20 protein-coding genes and 4 pseudogenes are annotated in these 22,084 nt (G+C 59.1%); 13 read left to right on the top strand and 11 right to left on the bottom strand.

Going from position 1 to position 22,084, the window contains the following annotated elements:
• A pseudogene (locus F6X42_RS38120) lies at window positions 1-127 on the top strand (transposase); the annotation flags it as partial.
• Here the strand turns inward: F6X42_RS38120 and F6X42_RS38115 are convergent.
• A pseudogene (locus tag F6X42_RS38115) lies at window positions 128-940 on the bottom strand (AMP-binding protein); the annotation flags it as partial.
• 648 nt (window positions 941-1,588) lie between these two features.
• On the opposite strand from F6X42_RS38115, the gene F6X42_RS38110 reads away from it, so the two are divergent.
• The 6 genes and pseudogenes from F6X42_RS38110 to F6X42_RS44760 all read left to right on the top strand — a co-directional run.
• The gene (locus tag F6X42_RS38110) at window positions 1,589-2,248 is read left to right on the top strand and encodes a winged helix-turn-helix transcriptional regulator (RefSeq protein ID WP_246530453.1); all 660 of its coding nucleotides are present in this window, start codon (window positions 1,589-1,591) and stop codon (window positions 2,246-2,248) included.
• Between the two features lie 220 nt (window positions 2,249-2,468).
• Complete coding sequence (locus tag F6X42_RS38105) at window positions 2,469-2,837, top strand: hypothetical protein (RefSeq protein ID WP_187639029.1); 369 nt, start codon at window positions 2,469-2,471, stop codon at window positions 2,835-2,837.
• Between the two features lie 310 nt (window positions 2,838-3,147).
• A complete protein-coding gene (locus F6X42_RS38100) occupies window positions 3,148-4,032 on the top strand; it encodes an oxidoreductase (protein ID WP_187639028.1) in 885 nt (294 codons plus the stop codon).
• 65 nt (window positions 4,033-4,097) lie between these two features.
• Complete coding sequence (locus tag F6X42_RS38095; RefSeq protein ID WP_187639027.1) at window positions 4,098-4,376, top strand: hypothetical protein; 279 nt, start codon at window positions 4,098-4,100, stop codon at window positions 4,374-4,376.
• A 75-nt stretch (window positions 4,377-4,451) separates the two neighbouring features.
• Window positions 4,452-5,180 (top strand): OmpW/AlkL family protein, encoded by a 729-nt coding sequence (locus tag F6X42_RS38090; RefSeq protein WP_187639026.1) that lies wholly within the window; start codon window positions 4,452-4,454, stop codon window positions 5,178-5,180.
• A 74-nt stretch (window positions 5,181-5,254) separates the two neighbouring features.
• Window positions 5,255-5,574, top strand: a pseudogene (locus tag F6X42_RS44760) (transposase family protein); the annotation flags it as partial.
• A 253-nt stretch (window positions 5,575-5,827) separates the two neighbouring features.
• Here the strand turns inward: F6X42_RS44760 and F6X42_RS38085 are convergent.
• From F6X42_RS38085 to F6X42_RS38060, 6 genes are all read right to left on the bottom strand, one after another.
• A complete protein-coding gene (locus F6X42_RS38085) occupies window positions 5,828-7,495 on the bottom strand; it encodes a GMC oxidoreductase (protein WP_187639025.1) in 1,668 nt (555 codons plus the stop codon).
• 53 nt (window positions 7,496-7,548) lie between these two features.
• Complete coding sequence (locus tag F6X42_RS38080) at window positions 7,549-8,451, bottom strand: SphA family protein (protein WP_187639024.1); 903 nt, start codon at window positions 8,449-8,451, stop codon at window positions 7,549-7,551.
• A 389-nt stretch (window positions 8,452-8,840) separates the two neighbouring features.
• Window positions 8,841-9,614 (bottom strand): SDR family NAD(P)-dependent oxidoreductase, encoded by a 774-nt coding sequence (locus F6X42_RS38075; protein WP_187639023.1) that lies wholly within the window; start codon window positions 9,612-9,614, stop codon window positions 8,841-8,843.
• 407 nt (window positions 9,615-10,021) lie between these two features.
• A complete protein-coding gene (locus F6X42_RS38070; protein ID WP_187639022.1) occupies window positions 10,022-11,920 on the bottom strand; it encodes a propionate--CoA ligase in 1,899 nt (632 codons plus the stop codon).
• 106 nt (window positions 11,921-12,026) lie between these two features.
• A complete protein-coding gene (locus F6X42_RS38065) occupies window positions 12,027-12,197 on the bottom strand; it encodes a hypothetical protein (RefSeq protein WP_187639021.1) in 171 nt (56 codons plus the stop codon).
• 88 nt (window positions 12,198-12,285) lie between these two features.
• Window positions 12,286-13,143, bottom strand: coding sequence for an alpha/beta fold hydrolase (locus F6X42_RS38060; protein ID WP_187639020.1), 858 nt, complete (start codon window positions 13,141-13,143; stop codon window positions 12,286-12,288).
• 104 nt (window positions 13,144-13,247) lie between these two features.
• Between F6X42_RS38060 and F6X42_RS38055 the strand changes: the two genes are divergently transcribed.
• The 4 genes from F6X42_RS38055 (at window position 13,248) to F6X42_RS38040 (ending at window position 18,017) form a co-directional block, all read left to right on the top strand.
• Entirely contained in the window at window positions 13,248-13,859 is a 612-nt protein-coding gene (locus F6X42_RS38055) for a TetR/AcrR family transcriptional regulator (protein WP_187639019.1), read from the top strand.
• Between the two features lie 599 nt (window positions 13,860-14,458).
• The gene (locus F6X42_RS38050) at window positions 14,459-15,634 is read left to right on the top strand and encodes a tyrosine-type recombinase/integrase (RefSeq protein ID WP_187639018.1); all 1,176 of its coding nucleotides are present in this window, start codon (window positions 14,459-14,461) and stop codon (window positions 15,632-15,634) included.
• A gap of 225 nt (window positions 15,635-15,859) precedes the next feature.
• The gene (locus tag F6X42_RS38045; protein WP_187639017.1) at window positions 15,860-16,813 is read left to right on the top strand and encodes an IS5 family transposase; all 954 of its coding nucleotides are present in this window, start codon (window positions 15,860-15,862) and stop codon (window positions 16,811-16,813) included.
• A 168-nt stretch (window positions 16,814-16,981) separates the two neighbouring features.
• Window positions 16,982-18,017 (top strand): IS630 family transposase gene (locus tag F6X42_RS38040; RefSeq protein WP_187639016.1). Its coding sequence is split into 2 segments (ribosomal slippage): window positions 16,982-17,632 and window positions 17,634-18,017, totalling 1,035 coding nucleotides; the frame shifts between segments, so codons are not numbered across the junction.
• 279 nt (window positions 18,018-18,296) lie between these two features.
• Here the strand turns inward: F6X42_RS38040 and F6X42_RS38035 are convergent.
• Genes F6X42_RS38035 through F6X42_RS44755 form a run of 3 tightly spaced genes read right to left on the bottom strand, consistent with a single transcriptional unit; the run spans window position 18,297 to window position 20,162 of the window.
• Window positions 18,297-18,665, bottom strand: coding sequence for a hypothetical protein (locus F6X42_RS38035; protein ID WP_187639015.1), 369 nt, complete (start codon window positions 18,663-18,665; stop codon window positions 18,297-18,299).
• A gap of 7 nt (window positions 18,666-18,672) precedes the next feature.
• The gene (locus tag F6X42_RS38030) at window positions 18,673-19,806 is read right to left on the bottom strand and encodes a hypothetical protein (protein ID WP_187639014.1); all 1,134 of its coding nucleotides are present in this window, start codon (window positions 19,804-19,806) and stop codon (window positions 18,673-18,675) included.
• Window positions 19,803-20,162 (bottom strand): hypothetical protein, encoded by a 360-nt coding sequence (locus tag F6X42_RS44755; protein WP_246530452.1) that lies wholly within the window; start codon window positions 20,160-20,162, stop codon window positions 19,803-19,805. The genes F6X42_RS38030 and F6X42_RS44755 overlap by 4 nt, the downstream gene beginning before the upstream one ends.
• Before the next feature lie 18 nt (window positions 20,163-20,180).
• Here F6X42_RS44755 and F6X42_RS44750 point away from each other — a divergent pair, with 18 nt between their 5' ends.
• A complete protein-coding gene (locus F6X42_RS44750) occupies window positions 20,181-20,462 on the top strand; it encodes a hypothetical protein (protein WP_246530451.1) in 282 nt (93 codons plus the stop codon).
• Window positions 20,463-20,862: 400 nt separating this feature from the next.
• Here F6X42_RS44750 and F6X42_RS38020 read toward each other — a convergent pair.
• Window positions 20,863-21,670: pseudogene (locus tag F6X42_RS38020) on the bottom strand (IS5 family transposase).
• 80 nt (window positions 21,671-21,750) lie between these two features.
• Between F6X42_RS38020 and F6X42_RS38015 the strand changes: the two are divergent.
• On the top strand, window positions 21,751-21,939 hold the full coding sequence (locus tag F6X42_RS38015; protein WP_187639013.1) for a hypothetical protein: 189 nt from the start codon (window positions 21,751-21,753) through the stop codon (window positions 21,937-21,939).
• The last annotated feature ends 145 nt before the right edge of the window (window positions 21,940-22,084 follow it).

The raw sequence follows: 22,084 nt of genomic DNA, 5'->3' as shown, positions 1-22,084 counted from the left end.
GCGCGCTGACGCATACGCCGCCTTCGATCGTTTCGTGACGGTCTACGCGGCGAAGTATCCGAAAGCCACCGAAACGTTGAAGAAGGACCGGGAAAGCCTGTTGGCCTTTTACGATTACCCGGCGGAAGGCCACGAGCCAGTTTTCGGCGCCCACGGAGAAGTAAGTCAGGAAGTTCACCATGAGCGCGAAAATGTGGTAAAGCGGAATCGCGGTCACGACAACCTCTTCGCCAGGCTGCTGCGCATCGGGCATCAAGGCCCTGAACTGTTCGATGTTGGCGATCAGATTACGGTGTGACAACGCGGCGCCTTTCGAAAGCCCGGTCGTGCCGCCGGTGTATTGCAGGAAGAGCAAATCACTGCAAATCACGGTCACCGGATCGAATTCGAGCGTCTCGCCCAGATCGATTGCAGCTTGTAGCGTGATCCATTCGCCCAGCGACCCGTCGACCGTGAGCCCTGGATCCGCAGCGCCTCCGTCGTCGGGACCGGCTGTAATCGTCTTCCTGACGCGCGTCTTGCCAACCACTTGCGCAAAGGTGGATGCTGAAGCGCTATGGACCACGATCACTTCGGCGCCCGCGTCGTTAAGCTGATACTCGAGTTCCCGGGCCGTGTATAGCGGATTGACGTTGACCTGGATGCCGCCGATTTTTGCAATGGCAATGAAGGCGATCGGGAACGACAGCAGGTTCGGCAGCATCACGGCCACACGATCGCCTTTTTTCACGCCGACCACTTTCTGCAGGTAAGCGGCGAACGCAGACGAGAAGTGGTCGACATCGGCATACGTCAGTGTCCGTCCACCGACACGGAAGGCTGGTTTGTCAGCGAACCGGCACATTGCGTCCTTCAACAGCGCAGTCACGGACGGATAGCGATCGGCGTCGATCTCGGGGGGGATCGAGCCGTACGACTGGATCCAGTGTCTTCTGCTCATTCGGGTCTCCATAGACTTTATGCGAAGGCCTCATACAGTCGGGCCCGCTACCACACTGTGCTCGCCTGGGAGCAAGGTCGGGCGGAAACCGCCCGGGTCGAAGGCTAAAGATGCGCGAGCCTCAGGCTACGATTACGCATTAAACTATACACTTTGTATAGTGTATAGACTATACAAATGATATAGTTAAACATGTGCACTCCGAGCCTAAAATCGGAAGCAAAAGCATGGACCCGGTTACGACATTGTCATCGCAGGACTTCGAGGCACCGCTGCCGTTCGAGCGGGCTGCCGCGTGGGTTTCGCGCCTCTTCGTCGGTAACCGCGACGATGGATGCCCCATTTCCTTGTGGCGCCGATAACATGGCTCATCAGCCAATTCCCGGACGGGCCCGCGCATACACCGTGCGGGTTGCCCCCCCGCGAAGTCTCCGGTCATGGCTGGGTGAGCAAACGCAGCCCGGCTGCAGATCGGCGATGGCTGGGCGCGACTTTTCCGGGAGCTTGATGTGCTACTGATGCAGGTAACCCCCGAGGCGGCGCCGCCACATCTGATCACTATCAGGTTTGCGCGGCAGATTTCCCGCCTCGTCCGCGACTGTTGTGTTCCACCCGGCTTCGCCTGAGCAGGGCCTTGTACAATGTGACATGCCAAACAAAACCTACGGTCAACTTTGCCCAATGGCCCGGGCATTAGACGTCCTCGGCGATCGTTGGACGCTGCTCGTGATCCGCGAACTCCTGCTAGGTCCAAAGCGGTTCAAGGATCTGCTGACGATCATGCCTGCCATGGGCGCAAACCGGCTGTCCGAGCGCCTGGCCATGCTGGTGGAGAGCGATGTCATCCAGCCGACCACGTTGCCAGCGCCCGCCGCAGCGCCAGCTTACGAACTGACGGAATTGGGCGAACAATTGCGCAAACCGGTAATCGCGCTTGGGCTCTGGGGTCTGCGCCTGCCGATCGATGAGCGCATCGATCCGTCCAGTGCCCGTGCGGAACTCATCGCACTGTGCTTGACGGGCTCGAGCGATCCGGCGTCAAGCGCCGGTTTGCAAGCGTTGTACGAGTTCCATGTGGGGGCGGAAGTTTTCCATGTCCCGGTGAACGACGGGAAGGTGCTGGTCCGCTCTGGTCCCAGCGAAGAGTCCGCCGACGTCAAGATACAGTGCGACATGGAAACGTTCATGGCGCTGGCCCTGCGTCAGGTCACACCTGCGCATGCGCTCCGCGAGAGGCGCGCAACCCTGCTGCATGGAAGCCGGCAAGCGTTCACGCAGGTATTCAAGGTTCTCGAATACAAGCCCTGATGCGTTGCCTCGCCCTACCTGCATCCGCACACTGCGAATCGGGCGTGGCGCACGTGAGCAGGTTTGCCTTGCCACGGGCGCGAGAGGGGCAACAGCGTACCCTTTTGCCGCCGCCTGCTGGCGAATTGTGATCAGCCGTATATTCAGCCCGCCGCATTGAACGCACTCGGAGCGAAACTGTGGCCCATGTTGGCGGCTTCGCCGACGCTGGATATTAGCGATGCTGCGCCGCTCGAGGGCGCTTTCAGGTTCATTGCAGGGCAATGACGAAAAACTCCATATGCCGGCAAACAATGTCGGCATCGAGCATGTCGACCCGCCCGAGCAAAAGCTGCTGTCCACGGCCTGGAGACGGTCGGCATCGGCGGCGAACTCAACTGCATCTATCTGGCAATTTCGTCGTGAAGTGATTGCGGGCAGATTGGTGCACGCATTCCCGGTCGCCGCCATCTTGGGAACCGCCGCTGTGGACACATGCGCCAGCCTGGCGTCCCGGGCGCGCAACTTCGTCGAAGCAACAGTCTGGCCGGGGAGTCGCAAGGGATCCAGGTCCGCGACGTCGTGCCTACCTCGTTCAGAACTTCAATAACTCCAACGATCGAGCGCAGGCTCGTCGAGCATTTCGGCACTCATCCTGATTCACAGGATCACAAGATCCGGCCGTAATCTACCGAGCCGGAGCGGCAAGCCGCGCTCATATAGGCTCGCCCCCGGCAGTCGGTTGTGGGTTTATCATACTATACGTTTAGTATAGTTATAGTACTATACGATTCGTATATCACATCTCGACCGCCCTCGCTATCAGACTTGTACACATGCACGTGCCCGCGCGTGACATCTGGTGATTCCGACACTGGCCGGCAGGTGCCCCGCTTCCTCGAAGCTTCCGAGTATGCACCATGCGCAAATCCTCTCCGCTTGACATAGATTCGTTGATTCAGCCTCTGCGCCTGCCGAACGGCAGCGTACTCCGAACCCGGCTCGCCAAGGCGTCCGTGAAAGAGACGCTGGGCACCTACGACAATCGTCCGACATCGAAACTCGTCGGCCTGCACCTGCGCTGGTCCGCGGCGGGCGTTGAATTTGTCATCACGGGGAGCGGGACGACCGACCGTCGTGCGGTGGGCGCACCCAGCAACGTGGTGATTGAGAATGAAGCCGATTTGCCTGTCTGGCGGCAGTGGGTGCGCGGCGTAACCAACCTGGCAGTGGTGATCCGCGTTCAGCTCGACCATCCTGGAAAGCAGTCGCCGAAAGGCCTGAATCCCGGCAGTCTCTTCCCATCGTCCATCCCGTTCGATGGCGACATGACAGCGTACTTCTGCATCCCACCCGAAGCCTATATCGCCGAGATTGACGACATCATCCAGCGCTTCGAAAGCAATGCAGCCATCCGCAAGAAAGCCGGCTTCAGCGGCGTGCAAATCCGCAGCGCGCACGGTTTTTTCGACAGCCGGGTCCTATCGCCGCCTCACAACCGCGACGACCACGAGCCGGAAATGCAGCGTCTCTTCGTGCTGGCCACTTACGCCGAGATCCGGCGGCAGGTAGATCCCGACTTCCCAGTCGGCATCAAGTTCGATCCGGTTCATTTCCAACGAGGAGGCCCTTCACGGCATCACAGCCCCACTGCATGCGCAGTGCTGTGTCCGTTGCTGGCTCTCTCCGGCCCTAAGCTCCGCGCCCGGATCATCGCCCCGGCTTTGGCGACTTCTCGTCTGTTCGCGGAAACAACCAGCTCCGCGACACGGGAGCGACAGCCACACGCGCCACCAGCTCCCTAGAAACAACCTCGACTACCAGCCTTGGAATCAGAGGCTGGTCAGCGTTGAACCCCAAACAGGAGGCAATGATGGTCAAAGAGGGACGCTCTATCGCGCAAGCGATCGCAGCGGGCAACTATCACCAGATCACCGTGTATCGCGCGACCGAATCCGGAACCCGCCGCATTGTGCGTCACTACGATCCGCCTGCGTGCGAATCACTGGATGAGGTTATCGAGTGCTATCGCTGGCTATTTGGCACCCTGAGCGAAGGCTTCATCGCAGAAGGCAGTCGAATTGCCGCCGGCTCGAGTCGGGGCCGCTTTATTGAGGACGTTTGCGACGTGACAGAGCGCCTTCGATAGCGCCCTCGCGTCCCACCTCCCAGTTGCTTTGCCGTTTCACCTCATCACCATAAACGTAAAACCGGAGGAGACAGGATGTTGCAAAAACGAATTTTTGCCGTTGCCACTGCACTGCTAACGTGCACTGCAGCCCAGGCGCAAAGCGCCGGAGATTTCGTCGGGAACTTAGGCTGGTTCCATTTCGCGCCACAGGACTCCAGCGAACCACTCACAGTCAACGCACTCGGCACCAACGTCACTGCGCCGGGCACCGGCACGTCGGTTGACAATGCCGATACGGTCGGGTTCGCCGCCACATACTTTATTACCGATCACATCGCCGCCGCCGCGGTAGGGGGCATTCCGCCCAAGTTTCGACTAGCCGGCACCGGGTCGCTCAGCTCTCTCGGGCGGGCGGGCTCAGCATATGAGTGGAGCCCGACAATATTGCTGAAGTACTACTTCAACGATGCCACGAGTAACCTTCGACCGTATCTTGCTGCAGGCGCAGCTTACGTCTGGTTTAGTGGCGTGAAACCTGAGCCCGCGGCGGCCAGCGGCGCGCTTTTATATTCGCCAACCCTTGGGACCGCTCTCGAGGGGCCGACTAGCGTCAAGCTGAGCCACTCTTTTGCACCTGTGATCAACGCGGGCTTGGCCTACAACATTACCCAACATTGGTCGGTTGATGCCTCGCTTTCGTATATGTGGCTGTCCGTCCGGGCAACGCTGACAACGCAGTCGAAACTCGGTACCGTGACCAGCAGTGCGAAGCTCAAGGTTAATCCGATCATTTCGTTTGTATCCGTCGGATACACGTTTTAGCACTCGTCCAATGAGGCGTGAGATTGGTCCCATGCCTCATATCTGTGCGCCGGCGCCAACTGGCAAGAAATTTCTACCTAGCTGCAAAGGCGGAGATTCCCCAACTGGCTAGCGTCAAGCATGTGTTTTCGCAAAGGCGGCTGCCCGGTGAAACAACCGGGCAGAAGACAGTCATCAGCCTACGTGTGAACGCGAGCGCCGCATGCGAGGCCTTCGTGAGCGTGAGCGCAAACGCACGGAGGAATCTCTGTCGAGCTTTCGTCCGATCCGGCAGCACTTCGCGCCCAAGAGACATCTGCTGCGAGCTTCGTTGTATCGCAAACAACTCTGCGAACGCTTTGCCGCGTGGCGTCGATTCACTGAACTCACCCAAAGCCCGTCGACTGGTTTCTGAGCGATCGCCGCTTATCCTGAAGTTCGTCCTGGTGAGGCAAGTTGGTAAAGCCATGCAGAGAGCCGGCCGGGAACTGGTGGCGCAGGCCGGGGCGGCGGCTGGCGCGCCAGGCTCAGGGCCCTTCATGCTCTCCGGGCAGGTCTTGGCTCGGTCTCGGGCCGCACCCAATGGAGGCGGTTAAATTTCCTATGCGCGAGCTCGTGCCGGGGCCCGCCTTCCGGCTCTTGCCCGATTCGCGCTCGGCCGCGTAGCGTCACCCCTCCACAGGCTCTGGCGTCGTCGCGGGTGCGCGTGGGAGCCGATCCATCGCGTATTCGGCGAGCGCGGTGATCGTGAGCGCGGGGTTGACCCCGGGATTCGCGGGCAGCGCGGCGGCGTCGCAGACGATCATGTTCTTGTAACCGAACACTTTCAGCTCTGCGTCGATGACGCCGGTGGTCGCGTCCGAGCCGATGACCGCCCCGCCGAGGATGTGCGCCGTCCATGGGGCGTTGCGGAAGGCTTCGGTCAGGGTGCTGCCCGCAACCCCACCCGTTTCTTCGGCGAGCCACTTGGCGACCTTGTGCCCGACGGAGAGGAATGTCGGGGCGGGACGGGACTTGTCGATCTCGCTGACGAGCGTGTAGCCGTTGCCGGTGCTGTGCTTCTGCGCGCGTAACCGGACCGCGTTGTCGCGAGGCTGCATGACAAGCATCGCCAGCGATCGGGCGCTCCAACCCTCGGATTGCTTGGTTGCCTTCCACCGTCTCGGGTGAAGGATGACGTTCGTCAACCACTTGACGCGACGGACGAAGATGTTCCCCTTGCCTGTGAGGACGGTGAACTTGCCCTGCCATGCGTCGGCATGCTTCCCGACGGTGAGGAGTTCGACCTGGGTGTCCCCGTCGAAGATCAATCGGCTGGGCGCTGTTACGTCGCGCCATGCCTCGAGATCCCGGGGGAGCTGGACGCTGAGGAAGGTCTCGCTGTTCGTGCGGACCAGGTGGCCGAGTCTGTCGCTGATCCGTGGTAGTGATCCACGGTACTTGCAGTCTGCGAGCAGTTCGTTGGTTGCGATAGCTCCGCCGGCGAAGACGACGCCGCGAGCGGTGTATTCAGTGCGGGCGCGGGACCCGTCGGGGCTGCGCTGCTCTACGACCAGCCGGTACCCGTCTGCGCCGTCGGCTGCGCCGAGGGGCCGGACGTCGATGACCTCCTGCTCCGGAATGATCCGGGCGCCCCGCTTCTCCGCGAACCAGAGATAGTTCTTCGTCAGCCTGTTCGCGGCGCCCGTGCGGCATCCGATCATGCAATCGCCGCAACGTCTGCATCCGGTCCGCGCAGGTCCTTCGCCGCCGAAGTAGGGGTCATCCACTGTCTTGCCGGGTTCGCCGAAGAACACGCCGGTCGGCGCAAGCCTGAAGCCGTCGGAGACCCCGAAGTGCTCGCCGATGCGCTTGGTCAGCTGGATCGAGACCGAGTCCCACGGGGATTCCCTCACGCCGAGCATGAACTCCGCCTTGGCGTAGTGCGGGTCGAGCGCCGCCTCCCAGGACTCGAGGCCTCGCCACTGGGGGGCGTTGTAGAACCCCTTCTGCGCACGGAAGAGCACGCCCCCGTACATGAGGCTCCCACCTCCTACGCCCGTCTGCGAGGCGGTCTCGACATGTTGGTACGCGACATCTCGGAGGATGCCGTAGAGCCCTTGCTCCGGGGCCCAGACAAACTTTTCGATCTCGTTTGTCGAAGTCGGTAGATCACTGTCCTCGTAGCGACGACCGCGTTCGATCACGCCCACCCGGTACCCCTTCTCGGTCAGCCGGAGAGCGGCGACGCTTCCGCCGAATCCGGACCCGACGATCGCCCAGTCGAAGTCGAACTCCGGGTTCGGCGAGGCCTGCAGTGCGCTGTCGCGTGTTGTTTCTGAGTTGGCATTCGTCATCGAAGTCTCCATATGCTTATGTAATACGCAAGCCTGTATATCGCTCTTTTCCGTCAAAATGCCACTACCATCTTCGCCCAAACCGCCTCCCCGGCCGGACGATTCCGCACGAAAAACTCCTTCACGACGCGTGCCTCGACGCTGACCTTGCTGAACTGATAGCGTAAGCCGGGACCCATCGCGAAGACCTGCCCACGAAATCCGTCTCCGGCTACCGATTGACCGTTTTGTACATCGTCCGTCATCTGCTTGATGAAATAGCCAGAAATTCCGACGCGCGCCGCTGGCGTGACCGCATAGCTCGCCGAGTAGTCAAAGTGGAACAGGTTCCCGGAGTGGTAGTTCGTGTCGGTGTTCGGCGAATTGAAGCTGTAGGTCACCTTCGCGGACAGTTCTACCCTCTCGTTCGGCAACCACGACACGGCGAACACCGGCCGCGCCGTATAATAATTCTTGCCGGTGTTCAGAACCGCGTTCTTGTCGTACTGACCAGTGGGCACTACGAACTCAATGGCCGCCGCAGTCCGAAGCGCGCCGGTTCCCCACGCGATCAATGCCGGACTGACGAGCAGGTCGCCGAGACTGGTTCGGTCGAATGGCATCCCGCCTGCACTCAGAGAAAGCCGTGCGACGGGCAGTACCGCGTAGGCCCCGTAGCGTCCGCCCAGCAATGACAGATTCGACATATAGACGGCGCGAGGAATCAGCAAGTCGGCGTCGAGCTTAAACCCCGGCACCGAATTGTTGCCGTGCGAATCGTTGAAGTGCGACGCATGGTAATGCGAGTAATACAGGATGCCGTACAGGCCAGCTGGCGGCAACGCGCCGGCGAAAAACGCCTCGGCACCTTCGCCGATGTTATCGCTTCCCCCTTCCGTGGCAAACGCAACCGAACTTAATGCCATGCTCGCGCATACCATCAGAGCGCCCAAGCCGAGCGTCACATTCCGCATCATCCTATATCTCCATATTTAGTTATACTTAATTAGTACGTCATTACTCATACTGCTTGCTTCTTTGTGCCGATATTTCGATCAAGGCCGCCATGTACCGGATCTGCCGACGATCGGCAAAAAGAGATGAATTCGGGCGCACGCTGATTAATTCCGACGCATCTTTGGTGTGCGCGGCTCACCACATGCGGTACGTTTAAATCGGCATTTACGGAAGCAACCCACGCATTCCCGCGCAAGTAAGTATCGACCGTATTTTGGCCCTGGTTCGCCGACTATCTAGTTATCGGGAGTCGCGCGGTTGCGATGCCGATCGCAGGCGAGAACATAAGCCGAACTTCGCCTGCGACACATACCTTTAGTCAATCCTCAAAGTCACATAAGAGGGTGACTCAAGCTAGATATACCGATGCGCCTTGGGGGGCACCGGTGGCACCACCGTCGATAACCAGCTCCGCCGCACGCATGCTGCTTGAGCGATCGGAAGCCAGGAAGAGCGCGGCGTGGGCCACCTCCTCTGCGTTATTGAGCCGGCCAATCGGGATGCTTCTGATTAATCCCTGCTCGATTTCCTGCACCTGGGCTTCCGTTTGCGCCAGGCTGTTCCAGATTGGAGTTCGCGTAGCGCTTGGAACCAGCGTGTTTACGCGGATGCCTCTAGGTGTTAATTCTGAAGCCAATGAGCGCGCCATCCCGGATATCCCGGCTTTACTCGCGGCATAGACACCGAATCCGGCGTATCCCATCGTTGACATGACCGAGCCAACGAGAATGACCGATGCGCCAGAGCGCAAGTGAGGAAGGGCGGCCTGTACGGTGTAGAAGCTGCCGGCAATATTTATCGTGAGGACGCGTTCAACAGTCTCAACGGACGCGCCGTCCAGAGGGGTAGTCGATGCAACGCCAGCGCCTGCAAACAGGACATCGATATGGCCAAACCGATCACCAACCTCTGCAAACGCAGCGCCGAGGGTCTTGGGGATCGTGACGTCTGCCTGAATTGCCATTACGTTGGCACCAAGCTGATTTTGAGCAGCGCTGAGGGCTTCAGAATTGTTGCTGATGATCGCAACGTCGGCACCCTCTGCAAGGAATAGACGCGCGCAGGCTAGCCCTATTCCACTGTCTCCGCCGGTGATAACTGCTACTTTATCTTTGAGTTGCATTAGTGTCTCCATCCATTGTCATGATATTGATGATGAGCAGGTAACTGTCCTGCGCTCACCGTTCTACGGGAGTTGATGCAACGGCTTCCGTCGCCGTGTCGCTATCGATACGACCAGAATGAGCCAAGCAGGCCGAGCTTGCTGCTCGGCCAGGTACATTCGCCAGCTGAACACCATTTTCGCTTTGATGCCATTCTCCCGGGCCAGCTTCGCGACTGATACGCCCGGTTCGCAAGCCGCTGCAGCCAATCCCTCACCAGGCTTCCGGGCGTGATTCTGGCCGCCCGTCCGGTGCCTGGCTTCTTCCCTTCTGATTAAGACAACGGGGGTGCCCATCAGATCAGCAATGATGGCCACCACTTTGCTGTCTCACACACTTACCATCTATAACGGCCGTGCGAGCCGCTTTACGTTGGAATGACCGACTCTGCAATTGCTCCCAGTACCGATGGGTCTTCGATAGTCGTGATGTTTCCTGGTTCTCGGCCCTCGTAGATCGCCTGAATCGCTCGGCGCAGTAACTTACCTGATCGCGTCTTTGGCAGCGCTGGAACGAAAAGAACCCGTGCGGGGCGTGCTATAGCACCGAGGCGGAGCTCGACAAGTTTCAGAATCTCGTGTTTCTGCGTGGACGCGCCCTCACTGGCAGCGACAGCACTTCGATCCTTCACGGTTATAAATGCAACAGCGACCTGCCCTTTCAAGGGGTCGGCAACTCCGACAACCGCGACCTCGGCGACGTTCGGGTGGCCAGAAATAGTCTCTTCTATCTCCCGCGTGCCGAGCCGATGGCCGGCTACGTTGATGACATCATCGGCACGCCCAAGGATGAAGTAATAGCCGTCTTCGTCCCGGACGCCCCAATCGAAGGTCGAATAGACATACCGTCCACGAACCTTGGACCAGTAAGTTTTCACAAAACGCTCATCGTCGTTCGCAATCGTCTGAATGCACCCGGGCGGAAGCGGCCCATCGATGATGAGAATGCCTTTTCGATTTGCGACCGTTATCTCCTCACCCGTTTGATCGTCAATCAGGCGTACAGAAAACCCGTACATGGGTAGCCCAGGCGACCCGAATTTACTATCCGCGCTCTCGACGCCATTCGCGAGTGCAAGGATTGGCCACCCAGACTCCGTCTGCCAATAGTTGTCGATAATCGGCTTACGCAAGGCGCCATTTATCCATTTCCCTGTTGGCACATCGAGAGGTTCACCGGCCAAATACAGACTTCGCAAGCTGGACAGATCTGCCTCGAAAAGCGACTCATTCTCATGTTGCTTCATCACCCGGATGGCTGTCGGTGAGCTAAACATGGTAGTCACCTTGTACTTCTCGACAAGCCTCCACCAGATGCCAGGATCCGGGCGTGTGGGCAGTCCCTCGTAGAGCAGGGTTGCCATGCCCGCGATAAGAGGACCATAGACGATATAGCTGTGGCCGACCACCCAACCGATATCGCTCGTTGTGAAGAACGTCTCGCCGGGAGAGCCGCAAAAAATGTGCTTCATGCTGGCCGCGAGCGCGACGCTGTATCCGCCAGTGTCCCGTTGAACGGCTTTCGGGTTACCTGTTGTGCCGCTGGTATATAACGTGTAGCTCGGAGAACTGGACTCTAACCATTCGCACGCGACAGTGGCGCCAAGAAATTCCTGCCTCAAGGAGATGTAAGACTCGTCTCTATGAGCGCGCATCGGAGTCGGCGCGAGTCCCCGGTCGACGATGAGAACCTTGGCAGGCCGTGTCGACACAAGTTCAAGGGCCTCATCCAGTAGTGGCTTATATGGAATGACCTTCCCGGCACGGCATCCGGCATCGGCGCTGATAATCAGTGTGGGCCTGGCGTCTTCGATGCGACTGGCCAGGCTTGAACTGGCAAATCCACCAAACACAACCGAATGGACGGCGCCGATACGGGCGCAGGCCAACATCGCAAAAACAGCCTGCGGGATCATCGGCATGTAGATCAACACCCGGTCGCCCCTTTTCACGCCTAGGGACAAGATAATCGCAGCCATTGTCTGCACTTCCGCGTGCAGGTCACCAAAGCTATACGTTTCTTCCTGCCCTGTCTCTGTAGAGACCCAGATCAGTGCTGTTTGATCTGCACGATTGGCCAGGTGCCGATCAATTGCGTTGTGGCAGAGATTTGTCAGTCCTCCGACAAACCATCTCGTGAATGGAGGCGACCCATAGTCACGAACTCTTTCGAACGGCTTTTCCCAATCGATCAATGAGGCCTGCTCGGCCCAGAAATCATCTGGTTCGTCGATCGAACGCCGATAGAACTCCGTATAAGTCGTCATCGCAGCATCTCCTTCCGTGTGAAGGCAACCAGCAACTGTTATGTCTATTCCTGAATTGCTTTTCCGACGCCTTCGCTCTTTTATGTTCGTAATTCATCTAGCCAGATCAGAGCGTGCTCCAATGCCCTGAGGGCCGCAATGCGAAGAGATTCAACTTCGAAAACACAGTCACCGACGCTGTTACGTCACCGGCCATCAGGTATTTGTAATTCAGCCCGACCACATTCGTCGAAATTTTCGAGCCGGGTTCGGTCGCCAGAAGAGCACTGAATGCCACTGGCGCCTCCATTTTCTGTGTTGTTTGAATCTCGGCCGGCCCACGCTGAGCGGAACGTATCAGCCGCCCGATAAAAAGTTGGAGCCGATCAGGTCGTGGACAGGAAGTATTCGATCTTCTCGGCCACCTCTTCCGGATGCTGCTGATGCGGCCCATGGCCCGAATTGGGATAGGCCAGCAACTGTGCGTTGGGCAGTTCGCGATACAGCATCCAGATGTTCTTGAAAGGGAAGAACGGATCTCGGTCGCCGGAGACGATCAGCGTGGGCTGACGAAGGTCCTTCAGCTTCTCGTAGTGACCGGTTTTCCCGCTCATGAAGTCGCCGATGAGCGACACCATCTTGCCGATGACCTCGGGCGTTACAGGAGGTTCCTGGCTAGAAGTCCGGGTTGCTCGACGATCGAGATAGGCCCGCGTTTCCTCGTCACGCCCTTCCGCGAAGAACAGATACCGGACATCCTCGAGAGAGTATTCAGGACGAAGAGCAATCTCAAACACGATATCCGTCGGCGGTGCCGCTTCCGGATTGCCGCCTCCAGCCGCGCCGACGATGATCACCTTTCGCACAAGCGTCGGCTCGTTGATCGCAATCGCCTGGGCAACGAACCCTCCCATGGAAAAGCCGAGCACATCGATGGTTAGAAAGCCTAGTTTCTTCGCGAAATCTGCGGCGTTGCGGGCCTTTTCGTCCACGCTCGTCGCTGCCGATCCCGACGACGAACCGACTTCCTGATCACTGAACAGAATGACGTGGCGGGTCTTGGCCAATGCGTCGACAAAGCCCGGATCCCAGTCGTCGAGCGTACCCCGGAACCGATGGAGGAACAGGATAGGCGTCTTGTCCACCGGATTGTCGGGCCCGACTTCCCGATATGCATAGCGCACGCCATCGACGTCAAGGTACCTGGTCGGGGTGGTCGCCGCACGTTCAGCGGTTTTGTCCATAGTGTCGTCTCCTTTGTGTACTGATCAGTAAGTTAATGAATGCAGTTGCCCTTGTCAAGTGATTTGTGTATCGTACGGTAAGAAAATATCGGAACCCCGGGATCATGCTTACAGTTGAGAAAAAAAGAGGGCGTGGGCGGCCGCGCGCGTTTAACGTAGATTCGGCGCTCGATCGCGCCGTCGAGATTTTTTGGAAAAAGGGGTACGAAGGTGCCGATCTAGACACGCTGACTACCGCGATGGAGATCAACCGTCCAAGTCTTTATGCCGCCTATGGCGATAAGCGTGCCCTTTTTTTTAAGGCCGTCGAGCGTTACTATCAAAACTTTGCAATGCTTCGTCTTCCCAACGAGGCGCACGGGAAACGCTTCGATCCATCGTTCTTTACCGAAGCAATTGTTCACCTCTTCTACGATCACGAACGGCCCCGCGGCTGTCTCATCGCATGCGTGCTCGCTGATGAGGCCAATGCCCACGAGGACGCACGAGCAATTCTCAAAGAGCTTATCGAGCGAGAGGAGCGCCGCATCGAGAAATGGGCGAGTACGTTCCTGTCGGGTGACTCTGCTGCGGTGAATGCGCGGTGTTGCGCAAATCTGTTGATCGCAACACTTCATTCGGTAGCTATTAAAGCGAGTGCCGGAATTCCACGTCAACAAATCAGTGCCGACCTCGACGCCACAATGGCCATTCTTATGGGAATCCTAAACACCTAACATTCCAACGAAAGGCTGATTCAATTGACGAGGCTGCCCACATTGAGGCGATGTGAAGTGTTGATAGGCTCAGCTTCCTCTACGCTAAAGGCCGCGGGTTTGGCGGTGAACACAGTTCAAGCACCGCGCCCGCCGGTCTTCGGCTGAACACGGTTTGCTGCGCTCAGACGTCGCCTTCCTGAAGAGGGCCATGGGAAAGCAAACGCGCGCCCGCTATGAGGAAAACCGGCGCGAGCTCGACACTTCCTCGTGGGCCGCCTCATCGGGTTCGTCCGTGCCCATGCGCTGGCCGCTGCGGCACTGCCTATCGGTGCTTGTCTGCGCGGCAGGTCGTCGCGATCTATCTGCCGTAAAGGTGGGCAGCGTGAACTAGCGCGCGGTGATCAGAGCAGTTTGGGCGCTCACGCGGAGATTCAGCGGCATGCTCACTGCGACGATCTGACCGTTATCAGCCTGACGGAAGCACGGTGACACCTGTTCGTTCGCAGTACGGCATTATTTTTCGTTGGTTTTTACGTATCAAGCCTGCGGGGTCAAAGGCCCTTCCCGGCGTGCGACAATCGCAGTGACATGTGCTGCCACCGATCCACGTTCAAAACATGACGACGACCCTGATCGCTCCGCGCCCGCTCGATGCACTCGACCTGCCGCCCGACCTTGACGGCCGCCACGGAGTCAACCGGGCGAACGGTCGCAAGCAGATCACCGCAGCAGACGACCTGAGCGCGATACGAGCGTGGCTCGCACGTGTCGTCGACACGAAGACCACTTTCGAAAACTACCGCAAGGAAGCTGAACGGCTCCTGTTGTGGTCCATCGTGCAGCTGGGCAAGCCCTTGTCATCGATCACGCACGAGGATCTGCTCACCTACAGGCTCTTTTTGGACGATCCGCAACCGCGTTCGCGCTGGGTGTCGGATGGCGGGCGCAAGTTCCCGCGTCACGATCCTCGCTGGCGGCCGTTCTACGGGCCGCTTGCAGTCTCGAGCCAGCGCCAGGCGATGGTGATCCTCAATGCGCTGTTCGCCTGGCTTGTCGAAGCTGGCTACCTGGCCGGCAATCCACTCTCGCTAACGCGCCAGCGATCCCGCCGCCAGGCGCCGCGCATCACCCGTTACCTGGAGCGCGATCTCTGGCAGGAGGTCAAGGTCTATATCGACGGCCTGCCCCGTGACAGCGATCGGGAACAGGAACGTTACTGGCGCGCACGATGGCTCTTTACCCTGCTCTATCTGGGCGGCCTGCGCATCTCGGAGGTCGGTGGCAATACGATGGGCAAGTTTTTCTGCCGGCGGGACAACGAGGGGCACGAGCGGTGGTGGCTCGAGGTGCTTGGCAAAGGTGACAAGGAACGACTCGTCCCCGCCTCCTCGGAGAGGATGGTCGAACTCGCGCGCTACCGGCGTGCGCGCGGGCTTGCGCCACTCCCGTCCTCGCACGAGGACACGCCGCTGGTGTTGCCGCTCGGCAAATCCATGAAGCCTCTCACGCGGGCCGCGCTGCACTCGATCATCAAAGGCATCTTTGCTGGCGCAGCGGACAAATTAAGGCTTCGCGGTGAAGACAATGCCGCGCGCGCTACGCATCTCGAGCGTGCATCCGCACACTGGCTGCGGCACAGTGCCGGGTCCCACATGGCCGACGGCAACCTCGATCTGCGACTCGTGCGAGACAACCTCGGGCATGCATCGATTTCGACGACGAGCATCTATCTTCATAGCGACGACGACACCCGTCACCGCGAGACCGAAGAAAAGCATCGTCTGGACTGGTGAGGGCGGATCTCACGGCCGGCTGCGATTTCGCGCGCAGAGCGAGGCGGCTCCGCCCGGACGTCCGCGTTTGCCGATGCCACATCGGCAGGCTTGAGCGCGACTACCTGATTGAACACGGACACCGCACACATCTTTCGTTATCTTTAGGGAAGGTCTGCAAAAGTCCTGGCGTTGACGTTTGGGTGGACTATCCTGGGAGATAGGAAAGTTTAACGGAGTGTCTTGATGACACAGCTTGGTCTTGGTCTGGATCTTTCAACGAAACGCACGCGCAAGCGGGAATTTCTCGATGAGATGATGCGCGTTGTGCCGTGGGCGAGATTGATTGCGCTGATTGAACCGCACTATCCGGCTGGGAAGACTGGGCGCCCGCCGTTCCCAATTGCGACGATGCTGCAAATTCATTTCATGCAGCAGTGGTTTGGTCTGTCGGACCCAGCGATGGAAGAGGCGCTTTATGACGTGCCGCTTTACCGCGACTTTGCAGGGTTGGACGGGGGCATGACGCGTTTGCCGGACGAGAGCACGATTCTGCGGTTCCGTCATCTGCTCGAAACGCACGGACTGGCTGCGCAGATGTTCACACTGGTCAATGAGATCCTGAGCGAAAAAGGCTTGATGCTCAAGACAGGATCCGCGGTCGACGCTACCTTGATCTCGGCACCCAGTTCGACGAAAAACGGCTCTGGCAAACGTGACCCGGAAATGCACCAGACGAAGAAGGGAAATCAATCGTACTTCGGGATGAAAGCGCATGTCGGCGTGGACGCGGAGTCGGGCCTGGTTCACACCGTCATCGGTACAGCGGCCAACGTTCACGATATCAATGCAGCAGAAGCGCTATTGCACGGCCAGGAAGCGGATGTGTACGCAGACGCCGGATATCAGGGTATCGAAAAGCGCTGCAAGGCGAATTCGGTTCGCTGGCATGTCGCGATGAAACCAGGCAGGCGCAGACAACTGGACCTGAGCGATCAGCTGGACGCGATATACGATGAAATCGAACGTCTGAAGGCTGGCATCCGCGCCAAGGTTGAACATCCGTTTCGTGTCCTCAAACGGCAGTTTGGCTACACAAAGACACGGTACCGCGGGTTGATGAAGAACACGGTCCAGATTACGACCCTGTTTGCGCTGGGCAACCTGTGGATGGCGCGCAAGGCTTTGCACAAGGCCTGAAGCGATCGGTTGTTTAAGCCCACAGCCTCGGTGGCCGGGACCGTAACGGTTCAAAAGACGGACGGCCCATGCCAGCAGACGCTAATCACGCATAGGATTTACTCATAAGTCAGGAATTTTGCGGACAGATGGTCTATGCTTGAGCGATAGCTATTGAGAGCATCGCCCATGAAACGAGATGGCCGGAGTCTGGCTCACAACACGCTCGAAGAGATGCGTATCCTTGCAGTTCAGCGTATGGCTGAAGGCGAGCATCCAAATGATGTTGCCGCGTCATTTGGGATGCATCGCTCGTGGGCGTACAAGATTAGGGCGCAGGCGCGAGGCCGTGGTCATGGTGTGCGAGCGCTGCGCTCGACCAAGGGCACAGGTCGCCCACGTACGCTCACTGCGACGCAGGAGCAGCGGGTAATGCGCTGGGTTAATGGCAAGAATCCAATGCAGTACGGGTTTGATTTTGGCTTGTGGACGCGCAACCTGGTTCGTGAGCTGGTACGACAGAAATTCGGCGTCACGCTGAGTCTGGCTTCGATCGGTGCGATGCTCGCCCGTCTGAACCTGACGCCGCAAAAGCCGTTGCAGCGTGCTTACCAGCGTGATCCGGAAGCTATCGAGCGTTGGCAGCGAGACACCTATCCGAGCATTGCCAGGCAGGCTCGCGAGCAGAAGGCGGACATCTTCTTCTGGGATGAATCGGGCTTCCGTGCTGACTCGGTGCATGGCAGGACGTGGGCGCCGCGCGGTGAGACGCCGGTGGTCGAGCGGCCCGGCGAACGGCAAAGCATGAGCGCCGCGTCCGCTGTTAATTCGAAGGGCGCTTTTTTGGTTTGCAACGTATGAAGGGGCACTTAGCGGCGAGTTGTTCGTGGAACTGCTCAAGAAGTTGATGTTCAATCGGAGAAGAGCGGTTCATTTGATCGTCGACGGATTGCCAGCGCATAAGAAAGCCGTCGTTAAGGACTATGCCGCTAGTACGCAGGGCAAGTTGACTTTACATTTCCTGCCCGGTTACGCACCGGACCTCAATCCGGATGAACTGGTGTGGAGTCACGTCAAGCGGACCGGCGTCGCGCGACGCCCACTTCAAAAAGGTGAAAAGTTGGGCTCAAAAATTCACGAGCAGCTTTCACAAATTAGCCGCGATCCGTGCCTTGTTCGCTCATTTTTTAGGCATCAATCTGTCCGCTATATTTCTGACGTATGAGTAATTAGCAAATAAGTCGGCTCTCAGAAAACGAGTTGTGCAGACCTTCCTTAGCAAAAACCGCTGAGCGCATGCTCAACATGGCAGGCCTCAGGGTTGTTCAGTACCGGTGATACCGCCGCCTCTGACCGTCCATCCGCCGAGCGATTCGCCGCTGCGTTGGGGCAATCGTTCGGGTGCCTGCCCGCCTCCGCCGGTTTGCTTAATGCGCGTTGGCTTCTCCAATCGTCAGGAAACTGAGGGAACTGGCGGTTCTCCCGAATACCCCGGTGTTGAAGCTCACACGACGACAACACGTTTCGCATAACCTCCGACGGTGTTCGCGGGGGTGAAGATCGGGCCGGCTTCGTCTTGCTGCAGCACAGCCGAAACGTTGTATCCAGGCGCCGCCAGCTGATTGTCGTGCTGCGTGGATCGAGGCGACAGAGACGGAGCCGATCCGTCTCGCGGCTTCCTGTTGTCGAACAAAAGTCGTGCATGCTGTTTCTCATGTGCAAGGCCGCCAGATACGGCACCGGGCGAGGCGTCGACACCCTGCCGGGTTTCGAACGATGTCAGCCGGAACCGTGCGGGATCATCCGGCCGGTCCCTGCCCTGCGCGACCAGTTCGCGCCGCGGGAAATCGTGGACGGGAAACGGCCACCACACGATGCGCTCATGACCGCGTGCCAGCTGCGCTTCGTGCAGGAAAGTGCGAAAACTGTCGAGACGTGCGATCGCGAACAGGTGCAGCGTCAGCCATCGGCTCGTTGTCTCGCTCCATTCGCCACCCGCGATCGGCGCATAGCGAGACAGCCAGACGACGATACCGAGCGGACCATGCAGCGGGGGGATGCAGCAGCGCTTCGGGAACGCCAAAGCCCTCCCATTTCGTGCGCCATCGCAGCACCGCCTGGGCGACCGGACAGAACGGTGTCGTCGAACGGCCATCCATCCTCCAGCGCAGATGGTGGGCGGCCGACGCAATGCACGGTTGATGCTGGCCACTGTACTCACGCGTGATCTGGCGCCTGATGGCCTTGTAGCAGCTGCGCGCTCCCGACAGGAGTTCATCGGCACAATCGCTTGCATCAGGGAACAGCGTACACGATGCGTACCCGGCCACTTCCCTTTCATCCGGCCTGCATATGTTCCACACGGCGTCCAGGGAATCGGATTGCGGACCATCCTGTATGGCAGGATGCTGGCCGGCGGCCCATCGCAAAAGCACACGCCGGTAGGCACCGTCGACCCGCAGGTCATCGAGGCCGCGTGACGGGACAATCCACGGCGTGCCGCAGGATGGACAGGAGAACGGCGCCCGGAAGACGTCTGGTCTCAGCCGGAAGGGAATTTCCAGACCACACTGTGCGCAGCCCTCCTCCAGCGGAGTGTGATGCACGGGACAGGAACGGCAAGTCCGCAACCGAAACGCTGTCAGGTGGACGCCTTCACGCGCGCAGCGTACGCACCAGCGCAGCGTTGACACGGCGATCACGCGCGCCAGATGTGACGGCATGACGAACGCGCGCGCGATGTCTTCCAGTGGCAGGCGAAGCACATCCGTCAGGCGCCGCACATCAAATTGCCGGGCGTCGCGCAGGTCCATGCTCCCTGATACTGACCGCCGCCCTTCACGGCGGCCAAAACAGTCCGCGAGGCCGGCGCATGACAGCGCGTTGAGCCGCTGGAATTTGGCGAGCAGCGTGAACGCAGATTGCCCGGTGGCGTGCCAGTCATCACGCCAGCACCACAGCCCGGGCGTTTCCGGTTCATGGTGCGGGACCAAGATATCAAAGCGGCGCGTCATGATCCGTACGCCGCCTCGTCGACAAAGATGATGCGCAGCTCCTCGAGTGCGGCGACGAAATTCGATTCCTCCACCGCCTGCGACCAGCAGGCCGGGCTCAGTGCGAAGTCTGCACCGTCTTGCTGCATGTTGTCCGTCAGCGCGATCTCCACCGTGCGGGCCAGATATTCCGTGGGAATTTCCATCGTGAAATCGAACCGCGCGCGCCGATGCGCGGCGTCGAACGCTTCCCACAACACCCCGTGCTGCTTTCCCAGGCGGAAACCGGTATCGAATGCACGTTGCAGAAAAAAGCGCGTAAAGGGCCACTCACTGCGATCGGGAAAGGTTGACGTGTCAAACGCGCCGAGCGACATCTTCAGATCGTCGGCAGAATGGAAACCTTCGAAGCGCAGTTCGTCAATCATGAAGCGGGACACGATCTGCGAGGTATCGACGCTCTGCCGGAACGAGCTCTTGCGGTTCAGGATGCCGGGTTGACCGACAAGGAACGTGAACATCCGCACGCCTCGACGCTCCAGTTCGTCCTGCACATCGCGCAGCCATTCGTAGTGCTCAAGTTCCAGGCGCTGCGCCTCGTCAACGAATACGACCAGCTTGTTGCCCGCGGCACGCTCAGCACTGGTCGCACTGGAGCGAGACTGCGCCCGCCCTGATTGCCAGCAAGCTGATCGAACTGGCGGGCCGCGTTGACCCGGTACGGGTGCGCACCCGCAAACGCGGCCCAAAGATTAACAAGCCAACGGCTTACGTTGATGGCGCAACTGCCCGTTCCCATCACAGCACTACTCGACTTCTCAAGCACGCAAAATACAAGGAATCCTGACTTAAAGGAAGACCTTGAAAGGGCTGGCCTTTAGGGGGCCGCACATGGCCTATGACGCAACCGCTATGACGGGGATGCTGAAGGATGACGGTACATCAATTTGACTGATGGGTTGCGAACAGAGTTATGGAATGACGCAAAAAAAATCGGAGGGCGGAACGCCTCTGGCGAGGACGTTACGGAAACGACTCAGCGAACCGTGTGCAACCCTTCCGGCCTGCTAGAGGGTGTTAGGAACTTTTGTTAAGGGCTGCAAAGTGAACAAGCATAAGCACGGAGAATACGACGAAGTGCAAGCCAGCCAAGGTTTCGGGCAATCGCTCGTAGTCTCTGGCCAGTCGGCGAAAGCGGTTGAGCCAGCCGAAGCTGCGCTCGACCACCCAGCGGCGCGGCAACAGCACGAAGCCCTTTTTCGCCTCCGGCAGCTTGATTACCTGAAGCTCGATCCCTTCGTCGAGTGCCGCCTGCGCAGGCTCTTCGCCGGTATATCCCTGGTCCGCGAACGCCACCTTGACCGTCTGGCCCGTGGCCTGCTGAACCTGACGCGCCAGTTCTCCGACCTGCGCGCGTTCCTGTTCGTTGGCCGGCGTAACATGCACAGCAAGCAACTGCCCCAAGGTATCAACCGCCATGTGGACCTTGCTGCCGCGTTTGCGTTTGTAGCCGTCGTAACCGGCGCGAGGCCCACTCTCGCAGGTCGACTGCAGGGTCCGCCCGTCGAGAATGACCGCGCTGGGTTGACCACGGCGCTGCTGCGCGGTCCGGATGATCGAACGCAGGTCAATTCACCATGGCCTCGAAACAGCCTGCCTGAATCCAGCGTTGCGTCTGCTGGTAGACCAGTTCCCACGGTGGAAAATCATTGGGCAACAAACGCCACGGCGCACCCGCGCGTACCATCCAGCGAAGCGCGTTGAACATCTCACGCAATTCGTAGCGGCGCTGCGGTGCGTCCTTGTTCATCAAGGTCAGGTACGGTGCGGCGAAGTACCACTCTTCATCCGATACATCCGTTGGGTATGGCCTGCGTTTTTTCATCCCGCCAGGATACCAGGTCTAATTCAAAGTTCCTAACACCCTCTAGACTGGAAGTTCCCCTGCAAGCCATGGAGGGAGACATGACGACCGTCTACGTCGTGAAGACTGGCGAGAAGTTCCTCTGCACCGCAGAGGGCGGCGATATCGGCATGGCACCAGAGATTAAGGAAGCCACGTCCTTTCTCTCGTATGAGGAAGCGAACAAAGTCGCGAACGAGCACGCCGACCCCGGATACGAAATCGTGGCCGTCAACATTACGAGACGCTGATGAGTAGTCCGCTCCTAGCAGGCTGCGGAAATACCTCGCGCTGAAGTCATCGCGACGGATAGCAAAAGCGTTGATGTAAGGACCTCACCCGCCCCCTGGAGATCATGCGCGGCACCGACACGTTCACCGAGAGTCTGTTTTCCGT

The sequence above is a fragment of the Paraburkholderia podalyriae genome (genome assembly GCF_014397785.1).
GTDB classification, from domain to species: domain Bacteria; phylum Pseudomonadota; class Gammaproteobacteria; order Burkholderiales; family Burkholderiaceae; genus Paraburkholderia; species Paraburkholderia podalyriae.
This window is presented reverse-complemented; position numbering and strand designations above follow the sequence as displayed.

What these genes read in the sequence shown, in the direction of transcription:
- F6X42_RS38110 (WP_246530453.1), top strand. Translation starts at nt 1,589, where the DNA reads ATGCCAAACAAAACCTACGGTCAACTTTGCCCAATGGCCCGGGCATTA.
- F6X42_RS38105 (WP_187639029.1), top strand. Translation starts at nt 2,469, where the DNA reads ATGCTGCGCCGCTCGAGGGCGCTTTCAGGTTCATTGCAGGGCAATGAC.
- F6X42_RS38100 (WP_187639028.1), top strand. Translation starts at nt 3,148, where the DNA reads ATGCGCAAATCCTCTCCGCTTGACATAGATTCGTTGATTCAGCCTCTG.
- F6X42_RS38095 (WP_187639027.1), top strand. Translation starts at nt 4,098, where the DNA reads ATGATGGTCAAAGAGGGACGCTCTATCGCGCAAGCGATCGCAGCGGGC.
- F6X42_RS38090 (WP_187639026.1), top strand. Translation starts at nt 4,452, where the DNA reads ATGTTGCAAAAACGAATTTTTGCCGTTGCCACTGCACTGCTAACGTGC.
- F6X42_RS38085 (WP_187639025.1), bottom strand. Translation starts at nt 7,495, where the DNA reads ATGACGAATGCCAACTCAGAAACAACACGCGACAGCGCACTGCAGGCC.
- F6X42_RS38080 (WP_187639024.1), bottom strand. Translation starts at nt 8,451, where the DNA reads ATGATGCGGAATGTGACGCTCGGCTTGGGCGCTCTGATGGTATGCGCG.
- F6X42_RS38075 (WP_187639023.1), bottom strand. Translation starts at nt 9,614, where the DNA reads ATGCAACTCAAAGATAAAGTAGCAGTTATCACCGGCGGAGACAGTGGA.
- F6X42_RS38070 (WP_187639022.1), bottom strand. Translation starts at nt 11,920, where the DNA reads ATGACGACTTATACGGAGTTCTATCGGCGTTCGATCGACGAACCAGAT.
- F6X42_RS38060 (WP_187639020.1), bottom strand. Translation starts at nt 13,143, where the DNA reads ATGGACAAAACCGCTGAACGTGCGGCGACCACCCCGACCAGGTACCTT.
- F6X42_RS38055 (WP_187639019.1), top strand. Translation starts at nt 13,248, where the DNA reads ATGCTTACAGTTGAGAAAAAAAGAGGGCGTGGGCGGCCGCGCGCGTTT.
- F6X42_RS38050 (WP_187639018.1), top strand. Translation starts at nt 14,459, where the DNA reads ATGACGACGACCCTGATCGCTCCGCGCCCGCTCGATGCACTCGACCTG.
- F6X42_RS38045 (WP_187639017.1), top strand. Translation starts at nt 15,860, where the DNA reads ATGACACAGCTTGGTCTTGGTCTGGATCTTTCAACGAAACGCACGCGC.
- F6X42_RS38030 (WP_187639014.1), bottom strand. Translation starts at nt 19,806, where the DNA reads ATGACGCGCCGCTTTGATATCTTGGTCCCGCACCATGAACCGGAAACG.
- F6X42_RS44755 (WP_246530452.1), bottom strand. Translation starts at nt 20,162, where the DNA reads ATGTCGCTCGGCGCGTTTGACACGTCAACCTTTCCCGATCGCAGTGAG.
- F6X42_RS44750 (WP_246530451.1), top strand. Translation starts at nt 20,181, where the DNA reads ATGGAAACCTTCGAAGCGCAGTTCGTCAATCATGAAGCGGGACACGAT.
- F6X42_RS38015 (WP_187639013.1), top strand. Translation starts at nt 21,751, where the DNA reads ATGACGACCGTCTACGTCGTGAAGACTGGCGAGAAGTTCCTCTGCACC.